The 19,172-nt window shown below is 38.5% G+C and carries 17 protein-coding genes; 11 read left to right on the plus strand and 6 right to left on the minus strand.

Going from position 1 to position 19,172, the window contains the following annotated elements; genetic code table 11:
• Both ACT3IB_RS10310 and ACT3IB_RS10315 read left to right on the plus strand, forming a co-directional pair.
• Positions 1-4,342, plus strand: a 4,342-nt coding sequence (locus ACT3IB_RS10310) for a choice-of-anchor D domain-containing protein (protein ID WP_491538932.1), incomplete at its 5' end; no start/stop codon positions are given.
• 19 nt (positions 4,343-4,361) lie between these two features.
• Positions 4,362-5,246 (plus strand): InlB B-repeat-containing protein, encoded by an 885-nt coding sequence (locus ACT3IB_RS10315; protein WP_491538933.1) that lies wholly within the window; start codon positions 4,362-4,364, stop codon positions 5,244-5,246.
• A gap of 186 nt (positions 5,247-5,432) precedes the next feature.
• Here ACT3IB_RS10315 and ACT3IB_RS10320 read toward each other — a convergent pair whose 3' ends face one another.
• The 4 genes from ACT3IB_RS10320 to ACT3IB_RS10335 form a co-directional block, all read right to left on the minus strand.
• Entirely contained in the window at positions 5,433-6,305 is an 873-nt protein-coding gene (locus tag ACT3IB_RS10320) for a HipA domain-containing protein (protein WP_491538934.1), read from the minus strand.
• A 56-nt stretch (positions 6,306-6,361) separates the two neighbouring features.
• A complete protein-coding gene (locus tag ACT3IB_RS10325; protein ID WP_491538935.1) occupies positions 6,362-6,676 on the minus strand; it encodes a HipA N-terminal domain-containing protein in 315 nt (104 codons plus the stop codon).
• Complete coding sequence (locus ACT3IB_RS10330) at positions 6,669-6,896, minus strand: helix-turn-helix domain-containing protein (protein WP_491538936.1); 228 nt, start codon at positions 6,894-6,896, stop codon at positions 6,669-6,671. Before ACT3IB_RS10330 ends, ACT3IB_RS10325 begins: the two co-directional genes overlap by 8 nt.
• 204 nt (positions 6,897-7,100) lie before the next feature.
• Positions 7,101-7,448, minus strand: a complete 348-nt coding sequence (locus ACT3IB_RS10335) for a DUF3024 domain-containing protein (RefSeq protein ID WP_491538937.1) — start codon at positions 7,446-7,448, stop codon at positions 7,101-7,103.
• Between the two features lie 406 nt (positions 7,449-7,854).
• Here ACT3IB_RS10335 and ACT3IB_RS10340 point away from each other — a divergent pair, with 406 nt between their 5' ends.
• From ACT3IB_RS10340 to ACT3IB_RS10365, 6 genes are all read left to right on the plus strand, one after another.
• Positions 7,855-8,592 (plus strand): hypothetical protein, encoded by a 738-nt coding sequence (locus ACT3IB_RS10340; protein WP_491538938.1) that lies wholly within the window; start codon positions 7,855-7,857, stop codon positions 8,590-8,592.
• Between the two features lie 526 nt (positions 8,593-9,118).
• Positions 9,119-9,376 carry a hypothetical protein gene (locus ACT3IB_RS10345; protein ID WP_491538939.1) on the plus strand — a complete coding sequence of 86 codons (258 nt, stop codon included), beginning with the start codon at positions 9,119-9,121 and terminating at the stop codon, positions 9,374-9,376.
• Between the two features lie 5 nt (positions 9,377-9,381).
• Complete coding sequence (locus ACT3IB_RS10350; protein WP_491538940.1) at positions 9,382-10,194, plus strand: replication protein; 813 nt, start codon at positions 9,382-9,384, stop codon at positions 10,192-10,194.
• A 503-nt stretch (positions 10,195-10,697) separates the two neighbouring features.
• Positions 10,698-10,961 carry a hypothetical protein gene (locus ACT3IB_RS10355; protein ID WP_491538941.1) on the plus strand — a complete coding sequence of 88 codons (264 nt, stop codon included), beginning with the start codon at positions 10,698-10,700 and terminating at the stop codon, positions 10,959-10,961.
• Positions 10,962-11,641: 680 nt separating this feature from the next.
• Positions 11,642-12,619, plus strand: a complete 978-nt coding sequence (locus ACT3IB_RS10360; RefSeq protein ID WP_491538942.1) for a winged helix-turn-helix domain-containing protein — start codon at positions 11,642-11,644, stop codon at positions 12,617-12,619.
• Positions 12,612-13,148 (plus strand): DUF6036 family nucleotidyltransferase, encoded by a 537-nt coding sequence (locus tag ACT3IB_RS10365; RefSeq protein WP_491538943.1) that lies wholly within the window; start codon positions 12,612-12,614, stop codon positions 13,146-13,148. Before ACT3IB_RS10360 ends, ACT3IB_RS10365 begins: the two co-directional genes overlap by 8 nt.
• A 234-nt stretch (positions 13,149-13,382) precedes the next feature.
• On the opposite strand, the gene ACT3IB_RS10370 is transcribed toward ACT3IB_RS10365, so the two are convergent.
• Positions 13,383-14,597, minus strand: a complete 1,215-nt coding sequence (locus ACT3IB_RS10370) for a ScyD/ScyE family protein (protein WP_491538944.1) — start codon at positions 14,595-14,597, stop codon at positions 13,383-13,385.
• Positions 14,598-15,034: 437 nt separating this feature from the next.
• Positions 15,035-15,247 carry a hypothetical protein gene (locus ACT3IB_RS10375; RefSeq protein ID WP_491538945.1) on the minus strand — a complete coding sequence of 71 codons (213 nt, stop codon included), beginning with the start codon at positions 15,245-15,247 and terminating at the stop codon, positions 15,035-15,037.
• Positions 15,248-16,382: 1,135 nt separating this feature from the next.
• On the opposite strand from ACT3IB_RS10375, the gene ACT3IB_RS10380 reads away from it, so the two are divergent.
• The 3 genes from ACT3IB_RS10380 (at position 16,383) to ACT3IB_RS10390 (ending at position 19,164) form a co-directional block, all read left to right on the plus strand.
• Positions 16,383-17,891 (plus strand): hypothetical protein, encoded by a 1,509-nt coding sequence (locus ACT3IB_RS10380; RefSeq protein ID WP_491538946.1) that lies wholly within the window; start codon positions 16,383-16,385, stop codon positions 17,889-17,891.
• A gap of 327 nt (positions 17,892-18,218) precedes the next feature.
• A complete protein-coding gene (locus tag ACT3IB_RS10385; RefSeq protein WP_491538947.1) occupies positions 18,219-18,593 on the plus strand; it encodes a hypothetical protein in 375 nt (124 codons plus the stop codon).
• Positions 18,594-18,759: 166 nt separating this feature from the next.
• Positions 18,760-19,164 carry a hypothetical protein gene (locus tag ACT3IB_RS10390; RefSeq protein ID WP_491538948.1) on the plus strand — a complete coding sequence of 135 codons (405 nt, stop codon included), beginning with the start codon at positions 18,760-18,762 and terminating at the stop codon, positions 19,162-19,164.
• The last annotated feature ends 8 nt before the right edge of the window (positions 19,165-19,172 follow it).

The raw sequence follows: 19,172 nt of genomic DNA on the forward strand, positions 1-19,172 counted from the left end.
CAGTGCTGCCCTTCGGTTTGTCCATAACGGGACGAATACGGGCAGCCCACTTGATATTCCATTGGATGGTAGCGGAGCCAAAGCTGAGGCAAAGATAAGTGTTAGTGATCAGTCATTTGATTACGGAGAGGTTACCCTGGGTGAGACCAGCACTAAAACATTTACGGTTACCAACTACGGAGATGGAGTCCTGGAATTTGATCCATCGCTGGCAGGAACTGACAGTGATCAATTTGTGCTACTGGATTCGCAGTCGATGCAGCTGCAACCCAATGAGGATACCACAATCCGGGTACGGTATGCTCCGACGGGTACCGGCAGCCACAGTGCTGCCCTTCGGTTTGTCCATAACGGGACGAATACGGGCAGCCCACTTGATATTCCATTGGATGGTAGCGGAGTAAGAGGACAAATTACTTCTCATCCGATTAAGATTAAGAGGTTCTATCAAAATAATGATAGAACTATAAGTGTGTTTGTAAAGGTAAATAATACTAATCTTGATGAAACAAATCTCCGACTAATTTATAGAACAGTTGCCAATGATTATTTTGAGTATCCTGAAGCAAGTTTTCAATTAGTACCTAATACTTCGAATACATATGAAGCAAAAATAATAAATCCCAATGGTTCATTTGAGGAAGGTTTTAATACTGGTGATGAAATATTGTGGAAATTGTTAGTAAGTGATGAGAATGGTATTCAGTATATTTACCCTCGTGATTACAATGACGGATATTTAATTGATGATGAATTCAAGGATAATGGGTGGGGATATAGAATACGTATACTGAGTAATCAAGAACTTGAATCAGGAAAGTTCTTCTACTTAGAAAATAATCCGAGTGGAGCTATTAGTTATAGCATAGATGACAATTCTATTTCCTTAAGAAATAATACTGCAATTTGGTACTCAGTTAACCTAGACAATAATGTCAGTGGTAGGATAAATAATGAAAAGGCTTATACATTTTTAGATGAGATTTTAATTAAACCAAAAGATGGGTTAATTCCTCTAAGTTTGAAGGCGTTACTGGAAAATAGGGAATTAGTCATTTCAGATCTTTCTAATCTTGAGTCATTTTCAATAACGTTTGATCGCAAGAGCAAAGCTGCTATGATAAGAAATGCCTGGGATATGGTAATAGCAGTCATTGAACCAGTTTTACCGGCAATAACTGGTGAGGAATTAGATAATATTATTAAAGCAGTTTCAACGACTATTTCAGCAGCTGATGCAGGATATCAAATTGGAACTGGAGATTGGAAAACGGGAGTTAGAGATGCACTGGATTATGTTTTTAGTGATGCCGTTCAGCAAGCATTTACTAATCAACTGCAATCAACATTAGAAAAGAAGGGGGTTTCAAATGCTGCTGAGGTAGCCTCGGCACAAGTCGGGAAAGCATGGTCAATTGTAAATGGTATAAATGAAAGAGCAAAGTTTGCAATTGACACGTTTTTGTATCCGCGCGAAAGTGTTACATTTGATTTCTCTAAAAGCTCAGAATTAGTACTGAATAAAAATTCATTACCATTTAAAAATGGGGAGGTAGGTTTTACTGATGGTGAGCAAGTTTCATTTCGGCCTGAAGCTAATATGCCTTCAAGGTTACCAAAACCTTATTTTGGAACTTTTGCTGATGTTAGGATTTATGACTATCAAGATAATCTAATTGAAACAACTAATTTTACCAATTGGTCATCTTATACAGATGGTAGTTTAGATGTTGCTATCAGAAGCGACAAAAATAATACAACAGGTGGGTTTTTTGCCCAAGACAATTATTTAGTTCCTACCTACGGTGGTAGTCCACATATTGCGTATTTAGAAATAGGATATGAGTTTAGTACATCTTCAACTGGACATCAATATGAGGCCTCTGTACTTCCTTATTACTTTACTTTTGATATGTTTGAAGGAGGTCTTCCGGGGACAGGTTATTTACCAAACAATCCGCGAACTATACTAAAAACTGATAAGATTCCTTTTACTCTTACTGATAATATTGCTCCAAGTGCACCACTACTGACAAATGACGATTCGTACATTCATTTAGAGAAGGAAAATATTTACTTTTACATTCCAACGTCAGACGAAAAGGATGTTGTAGAATTAGAAGTTTACAAAAGTAAAGATGGCGGTTCATATCAGTTTGAGGATAAAATTGGATATTCATATAAAACTGAGAAAGTTTTATATGGAGTTAATTATTCTGGGACAACCGGGAAATTAGGTTACAAATTTCGTTTCATTGACAATGGTGGAAATGTCGGAGCATTTAGTTCTCCTATAGAAATTAATCTTGATGAAATTTCTCCATTTGTAAGACTACTTAAACCAAATATAACAAAAGAGTATCAAATTGGTGATAACCTAATAATAGAGTGGGATAGTAGAAATATTTACGGGACTGTAAAGATAGAATTATTAAAAAATGGTTCTGTAGTAAAAGTTTTAGATTCATCCGCAGATATTTTTGATGGACGTTTAGTAGTTCCAATTGATAATTCTTTTACAATATCTGATAGTTATCAAATACGAATTACAAGCAATGAAGCTGAAGAGTATAATGATATCTCAGATGAATATTTCTCAATATTGCCACCAGAGGCTACCTTAACAGTAACGGCGCCACCGTCGGGAGCAGTATGGGGCGTTGGGACTGAGCAACTCATTGAATGGAGCAGCCAGAATGTGAGTGGATCGTTGGATATTGCGTTGCTCAACAGCGCCGGAAAAGTGTCTGATATTGCGACGGGTACGACCAATGATGGCAGTGAGCCGTGGACAGTGGGTTCCAGCCTTTCGGCGGGCACCGACTATCGGGTAGCAATTACGTCCAGTTCGGATCCTTCGGTGGGCGATACCAGTGGCACCTTTGAAATTACCGCTGAGCCGACCCCGGTCCTGAGCGTATCTCCGATGGAGTTGGCGTTTGGAGATGTCGAAGTTGGAACTAGTAGTACCAGTCAATATACGTTAAGCGGTAGTAATCTGACGGGAAATGTTACGGTGAGTGCCCCCTCCGGATTTGCTATTGCCACTAGCAGCGGCGGAGTTTTTAGTTCAAACCTGACGGTACCCCTGACCGATGCCGAGGCGGGACAAGCCATTTACGTACGATTTAGTCCGACGGCGGCTCAGAGTTATACTGGAGCAATTAGTCAAAGTAGCCAAGGCGCCACGGATAAGAGTGTAACAGTAGCGGGGAATGGGGTGCAGCCACCGGCAGATCCTTCATTAACAGTAACGGCCCCACCGTCGGGAGCAGTATGGGGCGTTGGGACTGAGCAACTCATTGAATGGAGCAGCCAGAATGTGAGTGGATCGTTGGATATTGCGTTGCTCAACAGCGCCGGAAAAGTGTCTGATATTGCGACAGGTACAACCAATGATGGCAGTGAGCCGTGGACATTGAGTTCCAGCCTTTCGGCCGGCAGCGACTACCGGGTAACAATTACGTCCAGTTCGGATCCTGCGGTGGGCGATACCAGTGGCACTTTTGAAATAACGGAACAGCCAACACCAGTCCTGAGCGTATCTCCGATGGAGTTGGCGTTTGGAGAAGTCGAAGTTGGAACTAGTAGTACCAGTCAATACACGTTAAGCGGTAGTAATCTGATCGGAAATGTTACGGTGAGTGCCCCCTCCGGATTTGGGATTGCCAACAGCAGCGGCGGAGCTTTTAGTTCAAACCTTACGGTACCCCTGGCCGATGCCGAGGCGGGACAGACTATTTACGTACGATTTAGTCCAACGGCGACACAGAGCTACGATGGGTCTGTAATACAAAGTAGCCAAGGCGCCACGGATAAAACAGTAGATGTAAATGGGACTGGAGTGGTTAACCCACCACCAGGTCCTGAGACAATAATTTCAGAGTATTCGAATGGGTGGAATCTGGTAAGTATTCCAGTTGAAGTTAATAGTAACGGATTAAGTTATTTCTTTAATTCAATTGTCTCTGCTGATCATTCCTTCGCCTTCGATAAGAAGTACAGTAATGTCTCATTGTCCTCATCCATATCCAATGGGAAAGGATATTGGGTAAAGCTTGAAGATGCTGAAACTGTAGAATTTGATGGCACAAATGTTCAAAGCTTAACCGTAAGCTTAGATCAAGGATGGAATCTTGTAGGGGCAACTGCAGATACCCTTAGTGTACCTGTGGGTATTCAGGATCCAGGAAATATCATCGAAAATTCAACAGTTTGGGAAAATAGTTTTAACAGTTCGACCGGAGAGTATGAGCTTATCGAGGCCAGTGAAATGGTACCTGGCAAAGGGTACTTTATTAAGGCCACGCAAAGCGGACAAATTACATTATCAAAGCAATAACTTGTATAGGGATTTTATTATGCGTTTTTATGTAACAGTATTATTTACTTTTTTCATTTTATTTGTTGGAGTGTCTGCTTGTAATAATGGTCCAACCGATCCGCCTCCACCGCCAAATCAGGTGGAATTAGATATTTTGATAAATCCTAATGGATCAGGAACTGTATCTCCCAATGGGGGTGAGTTTGATGAGGATGAAACTGTGACATTAACAGCTACCGCTGAAAGTGGGTGGCGGTTTTCTAATTGGGACGGGGATCGTTCTTCTACAAGCAATCCGTTTGAATTTACGATTTCTGAAGATATGACTATCATAGCAAATTTTGCTGAAGGATCCGCCTCTGATGCATTTGAAAGTGAAATGACTGTATCAAATGGCAGTGTTTCCAGACCAATTGATTTTGGTTTATTAGATCAGAATGATGTGCAGGACGGGATTGATGGAAATGATTTTGAAAGTCCGCCTATCGCGCCATCTGGTTCGTTTTTTACGGGTTTTATACACGATGGTATGAATCTTTATCAAGATTATCGTCCGCTGTCGGAAGAGGCTACCTGGGAGTTACGACTCAATCGGAATACAAATAGCAATATGAATCTCAGCTGGAGTTTTAGTGATGATATTGAGAATGGAGAACTTAAGCTTGTAAGTGATCCGAATGTTTCTAATCCATCTCTTGAAATCGATATGCTAACCCAGTCTTCCTATACCGTATCGGATCCCAGTATTAAAAGTTTATTTATCGTATATACCGTTTCTCAAGCGAAGAGTATAATCACAGAAGTGGATGATTCGGGCACCTCTAATGTTGGGGAGAATAATCCAAAAAACTTAGAAGATAAAAAATCGGTTAAAGGGAATAACAAAGCTGAGCAAGGGATTGGTCTTGAGAATAGAAAGTGAAAATTTAGCCTTGAATTTAAACAAGAAAGATAAGCCCGTTTTGTTGACAAATTTCATTCAGAAGCCGGTAAGAATTATTTTAAACATCGGATTATATTTGAAGAATAGTTTGTCGGATTAGGTGAGTGAATGTAAGCTAAAACTTTATCCGGGGTCTTCTTTTGGTTACGGTTTAAGCTTAATAGATTAGATCCATCCAATATCCCTCTTACGTTGACTTAAAACATCGAAGTAAGCCTCTTTTTTTTCATCAGTTAGAAAACTGATCTCAATAAGACGAGTCCATTCAGGAAAAGAAGATTGAATTTCTTCTCTAATATTAGCCAATACCTTCTCATTAAGACCCAATCGATCTACACCAAAGTACTTAAAAAAGATATCTTCATTAAAATTGGACTTTTTCCCCTGGAGTGGAAGTGCCATTTCCTCAGTTGGATTTGCTAAAACTATAGAACTATTCAAAAGATCGTAGGCCGGGGAAAGCGCTATTTTATCATCCTGATAAATAAGCGAAAAGTTTTTGAGGTGCATATCCTCATTGCCACAAAGCCAACAAAACAATACCCTTCGAAATAACTTCATCTTCTCAATCATTGGAAAAGTGCAATAATCATCAATAAGCGAAACAACCTTTTCCATGGAATAATCATATTTCGTATCTCGACTCATCCCAGCTACCTGGGCAAAATCCTCTACATGTTTTTTTCCCGTTCTACCTATACGATCAAAACGCCGAATAAAATAAAGCATCGAATGGTCTTTGGCATAAATCAGACCGTGTAAAGGAGTTTCAATTCCACATGCTGCTGCCATTCGCATTGTCACATCTTCATTTTCAGGTACATTCTCATAATCGTTCAATGGAGGTTTTAAGATATAGCTCCCATGTTTATCAACGACTTTAAAAACCTCCCCTTTAACACTAAGCTGGGCACTGAGCTTTGGCTGCACGCCGGCAATAGACATTTTGGTCATCCGCTTTTGGGCTTCTCGGATCTGTTCTTTTCGAGAAAAAGGAAAGGGCCTAAGATTCTTTAATGACGGATTTAATCTGTTCAATCCTGTTTTACTATAAAAACCCTCTGATATCTCTTGGTACGTTATGGGACAGCGCTTCACTCTTCCACCTCCTGAACGGTAACCGCGCCCACAGTATCTTCACCCACAGCCATCAATTGTGAAAAAGGATCATCTCGATCGATTTTTTTTGTTCTGAGAAGCATCTCCAGGTTTACCCCCTCCGGAAGTAATCCCTCAAAAAATGGGGGAAAGTGATCATACTTAAATTCTTGTTTTTCTACTGGCATGGTTACCGATATCGGCTGACCATCATAATCCTCATCATAGATAAAACGATACTTTTCCTTCTTTTTATCTTCAATGAGTACACCTGCTTTTTCTCCATGCATATAAACATTTGCTTTATGCATTGATCTCCTCCGTACATTGATCCATAATAGGACTATCCAATTGGATTGAAATATTTAAAACCTGACAAACATTTTGCAATGAATTAAATTGAACCGTCTCTTTGCCGTGTTCAATATCAAAGACAACCGTCTTTCCTACTCCGGCTAAATCAGCCAGCTGTTTTTGAGTTAATCCGCTTTTATTTCGATGACACCGAATAAGGGCTGCTATCTTTTTCATAATATATAAATTTACTGCTAAAACGGTACTTAATAGTATTATAATCATAATTATAGAAAATACAATATAATAATATTACTATTTACCGTTTTAGCAGTAAAACAGTTGTAAATGATGGTATTGACTGATGAATAGGAAAATATAAGCTATTTTTACTGTTATAGCAGTAAATAAAGATTTGTTAGTTATATATTATAAGTTCAGTTATCCCCAGAAGCAGGCATTCGGATCTTCTCTTAATTCCTCGAAAAAATCATCAAGAGAATTTACCTCTGGCATGGGATTATAACTATGCCAATTCATATTTGCTCTTTGCCAATAGACCTTCCATAATTGTTGGTTTCTAACCCACGTGATTTTTGCGGCCGGTGTTTTCATTTTCTCTTCGGGCTGTTTCCACTTGGGACGTATGGTATATATGATAATGCTCTGATCCTCAATCGTATAGCCGATATCTAACTGTGATCGAACTTCAGTAGGTGGTCTTTGTTTTTCAATGGCAGAAGCAATGATGGGCTGCCAGTGTTCTAATTCTTGTTTTGTAAATGCCATATTTTAGAGATGATTTGATAAAATTAGCCCTAATTAGGGGTAATTAGGGCGTAAATGCAATTAAACTGGTTGGTCTAGCATTGAACGTATTGATGAAGTTGAGAGATTGACTTGATTCGTCATACAAAATAGGTTTTTAGCAGACATTATTTCCCTAAAAGCATATAGATAGATGACCCTTTGTACATTAAGTAGATCTAAAACTTTCAAAACGTCAAACCTATTCGTGATGTCAATATATTTTTTGGTCATGTGGCTTGAAAAATGCGTGGAATAACAGATTCTTTTGTCGTACATTTTGCAAGTTTTTTTTAAAAAATGACAACTAAGAATTTATCGAGGGCAAACCATTTCTCAATAAGTTCCTATTATTCCCAAGCTACCATCATCCCAGAAACTAAGCAATATGACCAAAGAGATAATTGATCTATTAACTATTTTATCCAGTTCTAACTATATAAGTAAATATCCAGGCCAGACCCTTTCCATATCAGAGGCATCTATTGATCTACATAAGCTGATGAAGAGTTATCAGGATGAAAGAGACAAAGTGTTACAATCGTTTGACAGTTTTGATATTGATGACATTGAAGATCCAAAGTTTTTAAGACGATTAGATCAATCGAAAAAGAAGCGGTTCGAATATCAAAACATATTCAACCTGAAGGTGCCTTTCCCATTACTTGAAGCGAATCCAGCACAGGGAGAAGGACGATTCCAAGTTGATGAACAATTTGCCGATAAAATCGCTCATCCCATTGTGGCAAAATGGTATGACAAATACGCAGACTTTGGAGGAAAAAACTGCTTTTTGTTCAAGAAAGATGAACTTTTCAATAGCATGTTCAAACTAAAGAAAATTGGGCAATATGAAATCAGAATAAATGCCATGGAAAAGGTCATTGATGAGGTATCATTGGAAGGAAGCTATACTTTCTATCGTGAATTTAATAGTGTGCCTGATGCTTGTCGGTACTACATGGGACAAAATGGGAAAGATTACAACCGGGAGAAACTAAAAGAACAGATTGGGAAATATGCTCGAATAAGTGAAAAAGGCGATCCTATTTTAGACTGGTCCGTTATTAATGCTCGAATAAATTCCTGGTGGTATCACGAAGAGAATAAGTATAAGAGGGTATAACAGACTTACTATCCTGTGTTTGTCCAAGATCGGAATCCCTGGTTCTGTCGGTATATTCATAGCATTAGTTTGGTCATGTGTTTCTACTACCAAAAACGTGATCCCTTCATTACTAGAGAGGAGATCGGAATTTTCCTAAGAACCGGTAAGAATATTCCATTACAGCAAGAAGAAATCCGAAGATGCTGGTGGTCAGTTTAATCCGATACATGATGGAAGCTTCTTATTTAGCACTTTTATAAAGCTAACCTACCTCGAATTAAAGGTATCATCCAGAAAGCTTTATTCATTACTGCCTTTATTTAGATAAAATGAATGGTTTTTTCGTGGACAAAAATTTTAATGAGTTTTTTGTATAGCATTTCTAGGATTTTTCAACCAGTACCTATAGAAAAACTCCGTTTTTGTATAGCAAATACTGTTATTATATAAAATAGCTATAGATGAAATATTGCTAACTTATTGGTCTGTAATGGTTTACGTAGTATAATTTGTGAACTCAAATCACTAATTAAACCCCTTATCCATGAGCGAAGTTACCCTACAACGAATCGAACAAAAACTTGATCTCCTTCTTGAAACCAAAAGGCACCAGATTACCAAAAAGAAATATATCACGGCTAGAGATGTCGAAGATCTGACGGGTCTCAATTATCGCACTATCCTGAACCGCTCCAATATGGATCGCGATAATCATCTCTACATTCCATCGGTGCAGCTTGGCCAGAGCAACCGAAAGTACTTCGAGCGGAAAGTCATCGAACGTCTCTTTCACCTAAGCTAAGTGTAATGGCTGGATTACCGAAAGAGATTACCTATACGAAGGTACCGAACTTTATTTTGGAGTACCTGATGTCCGAATTAAAAGGCAGTGAACTGAAAGTGGCGTTGGCGATCTGTAGAAAGACCTACGGGTTTCAGCAGCAGTCCGACCGTATTCCTCTTTCTCAGATCCGAAAGCTCACCGGACTGGGAAAGAATACCATCATCAAAGCCATCAGGCAGCTGGTAGATAAAAAGATCATACATAAAAAAACCGATGATATCCCACATGAGTATCAAATAGTTATCCCAGAAAAAGGTTCAAAAAATGCACCCGGCAGTTCAATAATTGAACCTCCAATAGTTCAAATAATGAACCTCGAGCAGGTTCAAAAAGTGAACACTCAAAAGAAACCGATAAATAAAGCAGAAATAAATACTACTAGTATAGATGTTTCTGATGATGTGATGGATATAGCCCAATTCTGGAAAGAGTTATTTCACACAAAAATTAATCTTTCTAATAAAGAGATCGTTTATGCTATTCAGAAACGGATTTACTCATTTGGAGTAGATAATATCAAAAAAGCGATGATCAATAGAAGTAAATCGCCCTATTATAAAGAGCAAAAGCCCTATTTACGAGCTAGTGCAACCGCCTTTTTCCCTTATCCCGATACTATTAATAATGACTTACATAGAGAATCTAACGATCTACTTACCTATGATGAACGAAATGATCGAATTTATAAGGGATTGAATATAGATGAAGACTTTGAGATGGTTCCTGATCAGCGAGATAAGCAGGGAAGATCTAAATGGAAATGTAAGCTTACCTAAAAGTTAATTGTTTCAAATGTATCAGATATATAGTGCCACTTTTTTCAGATAGTGGGACCCCAATTTCCAACGCCTAATTTTTCGATAAACTACTTTCTACTGAAGTCCCCTTAAGTAAAAACCATATAGATAATCTTCACCACTTCATTTGTGTCAGGATCTAAATGAATGGATAGAGATTCTGAATCATTTTTTTTAAAGCTAAATGAGACATCAAACCCATAGTGGTACTGTACCTTTAAATCATCACCGAACTTCTCCTTTAATTCAGAAAGAGTATCTCTAACATTATATTAATTTTTCAATAGATATGAATAAAGGCTCTAAAAAATAAATTTAACCAGTTATCTATTGTATTAATCCTTAGCCCCCTACTATTTCCTGCTGATTTTTGGCTTTTAAGCTTAACGTTCATTATTTAAAACTTAATATTTATTCGCTGTAGCTTATTCGCAATGTCTTTATGATCCAATAGTGATCATTAATTTTAAAAGGAGAGAATTATGAAACAATCAAATATATTCACAATCGTAATCCTATTCATTGCAATTTTCCTTGTTGGTGCTATCTCTTATTCATCTTTCGAAGAAGAAAAACAGTCAGATACAGCAAACTTTGAAATTTCAATCCAAAAAACAGACGATGGAATAAAATTGAAATGCTCGGAAGGGTGTTCCTGGAAAGAACTTTCATATAGCCACTCAGACAAAAGCCATATTCAAAAAATAAATGAGCATGGAATGGTAACAGCATCTTCTGAAAATTAATTAACTATTGAAAAATAAATTCTCCGCTGTTTTGCGCACCCTTATGTGTAATATCGTTAGCTATCCGATAACTGTTAAACTTCAACTAATTCTCGAGAGATTATGAAATATTTATCAATTATTGTCGTCATGGGAAGCTTTTTTTCGGTGCTTGTGAAACCAATACCAAGGGGAAAAAATTAGGGACTTTTGATGCTATTGTTGAGGGAACAGTAACCAGTTCAAATGGAAATGCCGCCAGTGGCGCTGATGTTCTTATTACCAGTCACTCAATAGAGTGCAGTGATACTCAAGAAGACGGGATCTCGCATGGCGTTACCAGCACAGATTCTGAGGGCACATTTCGTAAGAAAATTCAAAAACCAACAAAGGATCTCATTCGCTGTTTAAACATAGATATTAATGCTGGGACATATTCTGGCATAGAGGATACCACAGTTTCAATATCTACAATGCTTGAATTGAAAAACAGTACTCCCCTTAACAAAGAGAACATAAATATTGCTTATTAATTTACAGTTAGCCTGAGTTCCCAATAGTTTGGGCGCGACTGTACCCGTAAATTCGTCATAGTCGCTTACCAAACATATCATCGTATGTGTAATTGACCTGTCAAGTACTATTGATAAAAATCATCTAAACTTGACATTAGTCAAGTAATATTGATAAATTGATCTGTTATGACTAGATCAAATAATCAAAATAGCGCCATTAAATTTCCCTTAAATGATATTTTGGGTTCGAAAGGACATGTGAAGGTTCTTCGGAGGCTGGCGGAATCTGAACATCCTATAAGTCCTTCAGAACTTATTAACAAGACGAGTTTATCCAGGCAAGGTGTATATGATGTAGTCCAACGATTAGTGGAAAATGGAATCGTTAAATATGTTGGCAGTGGAAAACAGCAGCAGATTATATTAAGGGAGGACTACCCGTTGACTGATATCATATCGAAATTATTCAAGAAAGAGAGAGAACGATATAATGATCTGATTGAACATATCAAGGGGCTAATTGATAGCTTAAATATAAAACCTAAATCGGCTTGGATTTTTGGGAAGCTTGCTCAAGGATCAGATGCATACGGGGATCCCGTTCGAATAGCGTTATTGGGGGGAGCTAAAACTATTGATGAGATTACGGAGAGTTTTAGAGATGGTATCTACGATAATAACATTGAAAATGAATTTGATATCACTATCGACATAAGTGGAATGACAATAGCTGATCTCGAATCAAAGCCAATGTTAAATGTTGAGAATGTAATCTTGCTTTGGGGGATGCATCCTCAACACTATTTAGCACGTTGGAAAGATGAAAGAAGTAGAAATAAGACGCATCAGGATTTGGACCGGAAATCTCTACATGACTCGGGGATATGGATTGAATTGCTCAAAATACATCCTGACATTATTAAACGAACTATTAATGATCTCGAAGATCGAATTAAGCAAACCCGTTCTGGTGAGAAAAAAGAGCTGCAGGAATGGAAACATATTCTTGAGAGCATGTCATTTCAGCGTCTCAAAAAGTTTTTAGAGTCAGATTCTGAACGATCTACCCGTTTGCGTCAGTCACTACCATTTTGGCCTGTGTTAACTAATAATGAGCGAAAAAAGCTGACGAAGATTAAATCAAAACGAGAAGAATATGAATAGGGAACAGTTAGAACATGCTATTCGTGCTGCTTGTGAGGTTTCCGGGGATAATGAAGTGTTCGTGTTTGGTTCCCAGGCAATATTAGGTCAGTTTCCAGAAGCCGATGAACAACTGCGCCGTTCGATTGAGGTGGATTTAAGTCCTAAGAATAAACCTGATTCCGTTGTTAAAATTGACGGGGCATTAGGAGAGAATTCTCCATTCCACCAAACTCATGGCTTTTATGTGCATGGAGTCTCTCTTAAGACTGCCGCATTACCTCAGGGATGGAGAAAGAGGACGAATAAGGTGCAGGATTACATGGATGAAAGTAAAATCGGGTGGTGTATTGAGGTACATGATTTAGCAGCCAGTAAACTTATAGCATTCCGAGAAAAGGATACGCAATTTGTGAGGAGACTCATTCTGGAGGATATGATCGAAATTGAAGAGCTACTAAATCGGCTACAATTAATTGAAACTGATAAAGAGTTAAAGCAGAGGGCAAAAAATTGGGTAGAACGAATGGCCGAAGAAATGGATAGTTAAAGATTTTATTTTTCTTGTGAACTCTCAGAGTTAGATCCCGAGGGATAGTTGGTTACCATATCCGAAGCTTAGGTTCTACTGTTTTTATTACCCTAAAATGCGGCTTATATTGTTTAAGAAAATATGTTGCATCTGCCGCTATTTGATAAGAAAACTGATAGATTTATATAAAAAAATATCGACCTCCTTCTACAGGAGGTCGATATTACAGTGTAAGCTATTTACGATTACAGATTAGTTAACTGCTATCACCTCTGAAGAACCTGTATTTAGGGCATTCTTCGTTGCCCAAAGAGTCCCATTATTTCCAAATGTAATAGCCGTTAATACAGGGATCCCCGTGGCTACCTCAGTGCATGAAAGTGCATCAAGATCGCAGGAGTTGATTGTTCCTCCAATTAAGTCTGCAGGGGCTAATTCTTCAACCGCGAACCAACTCTGCTCATCGATCTCGGCAACATGGAGGTTCCCGTTGGAATCAAATGCCAGGTCCATGATCGAGGTAAATCCTCCGTCAAACACCTTCTGGCAATCCGGGCTGGATCCGCATTGTGCCCAAGAGGCATCCGGTGCTATTTTCCAAATATTTGATGCGTCGGCAGGAGCCGGAAAGCCTTTAAGCTCTCCAACATAGTAGTATCCGTCCGGACCTACTGCAACGCTGGTCGGCACGGGTTGAGCGGGCATCATATCAAGTGCGCAAATACCAGCTCCTGATACAGGGCATCCCGAAAGCTCCTGCATATTTGCGGTGGATACTACTTCATCTGGAAAGACGGCCAGCACCTCAATATTTCCCTGATTATCAATGCGGAGCAAATCATTCCCTCCGGCATCCACCACCAAGGCGGCTTGGCCTCCCAGGGATTGCACGCTGAACGGGTTGGAATCGATGTTATCTGCACCATCAGGACTATACGTCTCTTCAAATGCAAACAGATCAGCTATCATAGTCGTATGCCCTTTTGATACCCTATAAAGGGCCTGACCGGTATCATCGCCAGGGTTTCCCATGAGCCCTTCAATAGCCCACATTGCACGACGTCCAATGGGACTCATGTTGGAGATACCCGGTAACGGGATCTCCGTAGCACCATCAATGGTAGCTATGCCAGCCCCCGCATCCGCCACAAGGATATCCCCGTTAGGGGCCGTGGCCAGATCAAAAAGGGGACCGACAAATCCATTACCATTCATCCCCTGTGCAAGAGTCGGCTGAGAATTGGGTGCTTTATTCCGTATCGCACTAATATCCCCACTGTTAAGGATGCTATGTGTGGTAACTTCTGTTGAAAATATCTTATCCTGATCAGCAGAAGTTTCAGTCGTACTGGTACTGTTATCAGAACACGCTACAACAAATAGAACAAGGCAGACAATCAAAACGTGTATCATCCCTCCCTTGGTTATTTGGCTATATGCATCATTGGATAGAGTTGCATTTTCCATATGTGACCTCTCATATTTGATTGGTAGTTAATTATGTGCAGGGGTAGGCACCAATCTGAGTAGATGAATAGATAAACGACAACATCTGTTATGTAAGAAAAATGCAGCTGATGCTCAAGTACTACTGCTGGGAGGTAAGGAGAGATCCTTATTTATTGACACGGTAGAAGTACCTTTTGTGCCTATATTATTTAACTTATCAGCAAAATCTCTGCTATCATATGTATAGTCATTTCCCGAGTCCGACATCGTGAAAGCCATTACCGGTAATATTGAAGATACCTTCTCGGATGTGGATGTAACCATTGAAGAAACCAATAGCATTGGAACGGTGGAGTTGTCCCAAAACTAATAAGTATAATTTCCTTTAGAGAGAGGGGATGTACCCCTATACTTCAGATCGATGAAACCTCACATCTTAACCGGTGCGGGGTTTCTTAATTACTGTGGAAATCATCAATCTTATCAAAGATATTTTTAAGGGCCTCTTCCTTGAAATGACCGGAGGCAAAGATCTGTCTTTGTCCGTTTGAAAAGGTCAAATGCGTGGACGTCAATAATAGCTTGTAGTTGTTGTCTCTTACTTTCTGGAAGCCCTTATAGGTATCTGTGATATAATACTCCAAGAAACGCTGATCTTTATCTGTCATATGCCCTGTTTATTTCTATTTGATAATTTTTTCAGGGCAAATATAGCAGATGAATGGCTGTTTATTGTAGTGTTGCCTTATCAACAACTGTGGTATGATTCCCTACAATGTAGGTGAATAAGCCTACGGGAAATCTGTATTCGAATAGGTATATTCTGTTATTTTGATCAAAGAATCCGGAAATGATAGGAATATATTTCGGATGACAGTATATTACGTTACGCCTATTTCAGGCGTCTCTCTTGATGAATAGTTAGGGCCTCGCGACGGATAATCGTGAGGCCTTATTTTTTTATAGCTCATTAATTACGTTTACTCGTTATCCTATCACATTAGGGTTTTTCTATAATTGGATGCAGGATTTCGTCTTAAAAAACTCTATACATCGGCCATTTAAAAAAGAGATGTCTTTGCTACTATTGGCAATAAAAGCTAAAAAAATTGGCATATATAAGAATATCGAAGTACATTTTGTATGTGGTTAGTTAAAATATGAGATGTATTAAAGAGCCTTCGTAACTGGTACTTGCGAGGGCTTTTTAAATAGGTCGGTGGTACCGGTAGTTTGAAAACCTCACAGCAAGGATTTGTAGAAAGGAAGGGGATGAATCAACTGGCCATCTCTTTTTCTTTATTTGAATAGGAGTGGCAGTCTTTAATGCAAGACTTACATCCATTGGAAAAAGTGAACCCCTTACTTTTTGCTTTTAAAACAGCACTTGTGCATGTAAGGTGAAGTCCTAAGTCATATAATTGATCTTTGCTCGGCAATTTTTTGCACTCAGATTTGTGTACAACACTATGGCCGTTGATGTTTTGTTCGGTATTTACGTAGTATTTTTTCATACCCCCCTTGGTTAAGAAATAATCGCTAAATATATATGAATGATCGAATCACTATTTCATAAAAAGCATATTTAGCAGATGATATTTTTAAAAGAAGAAACAGGTAGGGCCAACCATGATGGTTGGCCTTAACCTGTTTTGCGTCTCTCCAAATTGGACAACAACGATGTTGACCAATTATAAACCCTAAAAGTCTGTTTGATTTATCATGAAATTTGATAAGCTTTAACTGACCAATTCATCATACGGATTTTATAAAATGAACTACAGGAAAAATCTGAACCAGTTCATGAACAATGGGTTACAAGGATATTTGGTACGTATACTATTACTGCTTTGCTTCGTCCTTTTGAAATTTCATGTTGCCGAAGCCCAGAAACATGTTCATGAAAATCCTCCAACACTCAATCACGGAGGAAGTATTTATGCTGATATTGATACGACCAATCAGCGTTTGTTTTTAGTGCTTAAAAGAGGAGTCTGGCAGTATGATCTAAAAACAGAAGCATGGAAATTTATTGATTCATTGGGAACCATCTCTGATAGTATTGATGAATATGAGTTTGGGTACAATCCTCAAAAAAAGAAACTACAGTTATGGTCTCGTGGAGTAGGGAAGGTCTATGAGTCAGGGGTAGACACTATAGATTTTAAGCGAGTTGATAACTCTCATGATCACAAAAATCAATTCGGACATTTTCCTTTCTTCAGAGATGGCAGGCTATACACCTTTGGCGGATATGGATACTGGGAGTGGCATAACATCCTTACCTTTTATAATGATGATACAAGAGAATGGAATATCCAAAATATTAACTCACGAACCCCTCAAAAAAGAGTTCCATACTCCGGCATCTATATAGCTAAAAAAGACGAAGTATTTATCTTTGGCGGTGATGCCACAGAATACCAACATCCCGATGATGAAATGGCATCTCGAATTGATCTTAATGACATCTGGAAGTTTTCATTTGAAAATTTGCAGTGGCAGAACGTTTTAACATTGGATTTATCTGGCAATGAATTCTTTAAAACTTCGGATTTAGCAAAAGTTGGAAGAAAAAATGCAGGCACGTCTTCTTTTTACATCCCGGAAAAAAGTATGTGGTTTTTGCCCGTATCTCCCAATAATAAAGCCGATCGAACATGCTTGCTGAAGCCCATCAATTTAGAAAGTATGGTGTCCTATCCTGTCATGCAGGCGCCCATTGACAATAGCGGCCAGGTAATACCCACAAATTTACTGTATGATCCTAAAGGAAAGTCGGTAGTACTTGTTGGTATACCCAATCTGTCAAACACTGAGGAATATCCTGTGAGGGTAGTGAAGATTGCACGTGATTCACTGATGGCAAATATCAATCATAAATCAAGTTTCGGTTCCTTGCCGATTTACTATATCCTGTTTGGCGGGGTATCGATTGTTTTAATAATTCTCGGGTATATCTTTATAAAAAGAAGCGGCAATATTACGGATAAAGAAGAACAGATAAAACCACCTGTAACCAAAGAGAAGTTATTGCATTTAGCTTCATTGAAAGACGATGAAAAGAAGCTCATAGAATTTCTTCTGCAGGAAAATAAATTACAGGAAGCCCAGGCATTAGAAGAGTACCTTTGGGAAGATATCGAGAGTTTTGATTATCGGAGACGATTACGAAATGACACCATTAAGTCTATTAATGGGAAAGTTCGGGAGAAATTGGCTACTGATAAAAAATTGATCATTCGAAAAAAAGATCCCAATGATAATCGGAGATATCTCTACGGTATTAATAATGAATTGATTGCTGTTTGATAGTTAGGCCTAACGTCTACTTGGCAATCTTTCAAAATTATTTCGCATCACTTCGATTACTATCCGAGTAAACTAAATAGAAATTATTCTAGTTGGTCTGTTAGGTGTTTATTGAGTTCTGCGAGAATATCCTCTCTGAGTGATTTGTCGGGTATGGTATTGAAAATTTCCAAGAATTAGGGTGCCCAGAATAGAGCAAATCCGCGTCCCCGGAAGGGGAAATGGGAATCGTATTTGAGCGTTGCGATTATATTATATAAAATAGAAATGTGTTATAATTTTGTCTGAATTATTTCTACGAATATCTGAGAGACAGGACACATTGTTATGAAAAAATTCAGTCTTGGTTTTATCCCAATAATACTGCTGTTCCTTTTTTCATTCGGTTGTCAGAACACGATTGATCCCAATGTTACGGAAGAAACAAAACAAGTATCGATCAACAGCTCTGAAATATATCAATACCACACTGGTATATCTGGGGATGAAGAAGTAGCCACAATTGTCCGGCAACCAAAAAATTATGAGACCAGCACCATAGTACGTGATGCAACAACGGATTGGGAAGCCGTCTATCACTATAAACCTGAGAGTGGGTTTCAAGGTACCGATCATGTAGAGGTTAAACTTGTAACAGGATCAGAGGCGGCAAGCTCGGATAGAAATATAAAACTGATTAACCTTGAAATTACTGTTAATTAAAGAATTGTTGAGCAGACCACATCAAGCGGACACATCTCACCTATCTTTTTACGTCTGGCTTTTTAGCTCTCCGTTCATTATTTATCAACTAAATGATTTTTTGTGGACGTTATGAGCAATGTTATTAAGTACATATACTGAATAAAATTTGAACTTACCTATTATCATGAAAACTATTCATCACTCGATTACTACTCTTATCATATTATGCACATTTCTTGCTTGCTCAAATACGTCCGAACAAGGGAATGACCAAACCCCATTTAAAGAAGTAAATGTGACCCTCAGTATTTCCTCTTCTAATCCAGATAGTACCGTAATATTTGAAGCCATCAATAATGGGGAATGGAATGGGTCGGCTCCTGCTGATTCACAAGCAACCCCATTCGAGTTTACCGTAAGTACAACTAACTTTTATGGTACTTTTCACAAATTGCAAGGCAATAGCACAATGGTTGTTAGACTAATGGCTAAAGAGAATGGAGAAACTACGTGGGAGATAAACAAAGAATTTAACCAAATTGCCCAAGTTATACTTGACGAAAACTTTACATCAATTAATGGGAAATAAATCCATTT

The sequence above is a fragment of the Fodinibius sp. GM21 genome (assembly GCF_058386955.1).

Excerpts from the sequence above, each read along its gene's own strand:
- ACT3IB_RS10315 (WP_491538933.1), top strand. The coding sequence starts at position 4,362 with ATGCGTTTTTATGTAACAGTATTATTTACTTTTTTCATTTTATTTGTT.
- ACT3IB_RS10325 (WP_491538935.1), bottom strand. The coding sequence starts at position 6,676 with ATGCATAAAGCAAATGTTTATATGCATGGAGAAAAAGCAGGTGTACTC.
- ACT3IB_RS10330 (WP_491538936.1), bottom strand. The coding sequence starts at position 6,896 with ATGAAAAAGATAGCAGCCCTTATTCGGTGTCATCGAAATAAAAGCGGA.
- ACT3IB_RS10335 (WP_491538937.1), bottom strand. The coding sequence starts at position 7,448 with ATGGCATTTACAAAACAAGAATTAGAACACTGGCAGCCCATCATTGCT.
- ACT3IB_RS10340 (WP_491538938.1), top strand. The coding sequence starts at position 7,855 with ATGACCAAAGAGATAATTGATCTATTAACTATTTTATCCAGTTCTAAC.
- ACT3IB_RS10345 (WP_491538939.1), top strand. The coding sequence starts at position 9,119 with ATGAGCGAAGTTACCCTACAACGAATCGAACAAAAACTTGATCTCCTT.
- ACT3IB_RS10350 (WP_491538940.1), top strand. The coding sequence starts at position 9,382 with ATGGCTGGATTACCGAAAGAGATTACCTATACGAAGGTACCGAACTTT.
- ACT3IB_RS10355 (WP_491538941.1), top strand. The coding sequence starts at position 10,698 with ATGAAACAATCAAATATATTCACAATCGTAATCCTATTCATTGCAATT.
- ACT3IB_RS10360 (WP_491538942.1), top strand. The coding sequence starts at position 11,642 with ATGACTAGATCAAATAATCAAAATAGCGCCATTAAATTTCCCTTAAAT.
- ACT3IB_RS10365 (WP_491538943.1), top strand. The coding sequence starts at position 12,612 with ATGAATAGGGAACAGTTAGAACATGCTATTCGTGCTGCTTGTGAGGTT.
- ACT3IB_RS10370 (WP_491538944.1), bottom strand. The coding sequence starts at position 14,597 with ATGGAAAATGCAACTCTATCCAATGATGCATATAGCCAAATAACCAAG.
- ACT3IB_RS10375 (WP_491538945.1), bottom strand. The coding sequence starts at position 15,247 with ATGACAGATAAAGATCAGCGTTTCTTGGAGTATTATATCACAGATACC.
- ACT3IB_RS10380 (WP_491538946.1), top strand. The coding sequence starts at position 16,383 with ATGAACAATGGGTTACAAGGATATTTGGTACGTATACTATTACTGCTT.
- ACT3IB_RS10385 (WP_491538947.1), top strand. The coding sequence starts at position 18,219 with ATGAAAAAATTCAGTCTTGGTTTTATCCCAATAATACTGCTGTTCCTT.
- ACT3IB_RS10390 (WP_491538948.1), top strand. The coding sequence starts at position 18,760 with ATGAAAACTATTCATCACTCGATTACTACTCTTATCATATTATGCACA.